1 protein-coding gene is annotated in these 1,458 nt (G+C 72.2%); it reads left to right on the top strand.

What is annotated here, in order from left to right; all coding sequences use genetic code 11:
- The coding region (locus ACIA6T_RS35580) for a condensation domain-containing protein (protein WP_399450641.1) at positions 1-1,458 on the top strand (1,458 nt) is incomplete at both ends.

A 1,458-nucleotide genomic window follows, 5' to 3' on the forward strand; every position in this document is an offset into this window, starting at 1 on the left:
GGAGGGGCCGAGCCCGACGTACAACATGCCGGTCTCGCTGCGGCTGACCGGCGACCTGGACCATGACGCGCTGCGCGCGGCGCTGGCCGACGTGGCGGCGCGGCACGAGTCGCTGCGCACGGTGTTCGGCGAGGACGCCGAGGGCCCGTACCAGCGTGTACTGGCCGCCGCGGAGGCCGTACCCGTCCTGGACGTCGTACCGACGGACGAGGCCGGACTGCCCGCCGCGCTGGAGAAGGCCGCCCGGCACGGCTTCGACCTGTCGGCCGAGCCACCGCTGCGGGCGACGCTGTTCCGGGCCGGCGAGCGGGAGCACGTGCTGCTCCTGCTGGTCCACCACATCGCGGGCGACGGCTGGTCCATGCCGCTGCTCGCACGTGATCTCACCACCGCGTACGCGTCGCGCCGCGCCGGTGCGGTGCCCGCCTGGCAGGCGTTGCCCGCGCAGTACGCGGACTACACGCTGTGGCAGCGCGACGTGCTGGGCTCCGAGGACGATCCGGACAGCGCCATCGTTCGCCAGATCGACTACTGGCGCGACCAACTGGCTGAGCTTCCGGAGGAGTTGGAGCTGCCCGTCGACCGGTCGCGGCCGGCTGTCTCCTCGCACGAGGGTGGGCGGGTGCCGTTCGAGGTCCCGCAGGACGTGTACGCCAAGGTCGTGGCCGTGGCCCGGGCCCAGCAGGCGAGCCCGTTCATGGTGGTGCAGTCCGCGCTGGCCGCTCTGCTGACGCGGCTGGGCGCAGGCACCGACATCCCGCTCGGCACGCCCACAGCGGGCCGCACCGACGGAGCGCTCGAGGACCTCGTCGGCTTCTTCGTGAACACGCTGGTGCTGCGCACCGACACCTCGGGCGACCCCACGTTCGCGGAGCTCGTCAGCCGGGTGCGCAACACCGCGCTCGCCGCCTACGCGCACCAGGACGTGCCGTTCGAGCGGCTGGTGGAGGTCCTCAACCCCGAGCGGTCGATGGCCCGCCACCCGCTGATCCAGACCATGCTCACCTGGAACGCGGCGGACCAGCACCAGACCTTCGACGCATCCGCCCACCTGGACGGGCTGACGATCACGCCGCTGCCCGTGGGTACGGGCATCGCCAAGTTCGACCTGGCCTTCGCCTTCGTCGAGCGGCCCGCGCAGGACGGCGGCACGGGCGGCGGACTGACCGGTGTGCTGGAGTACAGCGCCGACCTCTACGACCGCGACAGCGCCACGACGCTCACCGAGCGGTTCGTACGCCTGCTGCGCGCCCTGGTCGACGCGCCCGAACTGCCGGTCGGGCGTGTGGAGGTGCTTGCTGCGGAGGAGCGTCGGGTGGTGCTCGAGGGCTTCAACGCCACTGGGCGTGTGGTGTCTGTGGGGACGTTGCCGGAGTTGTTCCGGGCGCAGGTGGGGCGGACTCCGGATGCGACGGCGGTGGTGTTCGAGGGTGTGCGGCTGAGTTATGCCGGGTTGAA

This window comes from Streptomyces sp. NPDC051740 (genome assembly GCF_044453165.1).
Taxonomy (GTDB): Bacteria; Actinomycetota; Actinomycetes; order Streptomycetales; family Streptomycetaceae; genus Streptomyces; species Streptomyces atrovirens.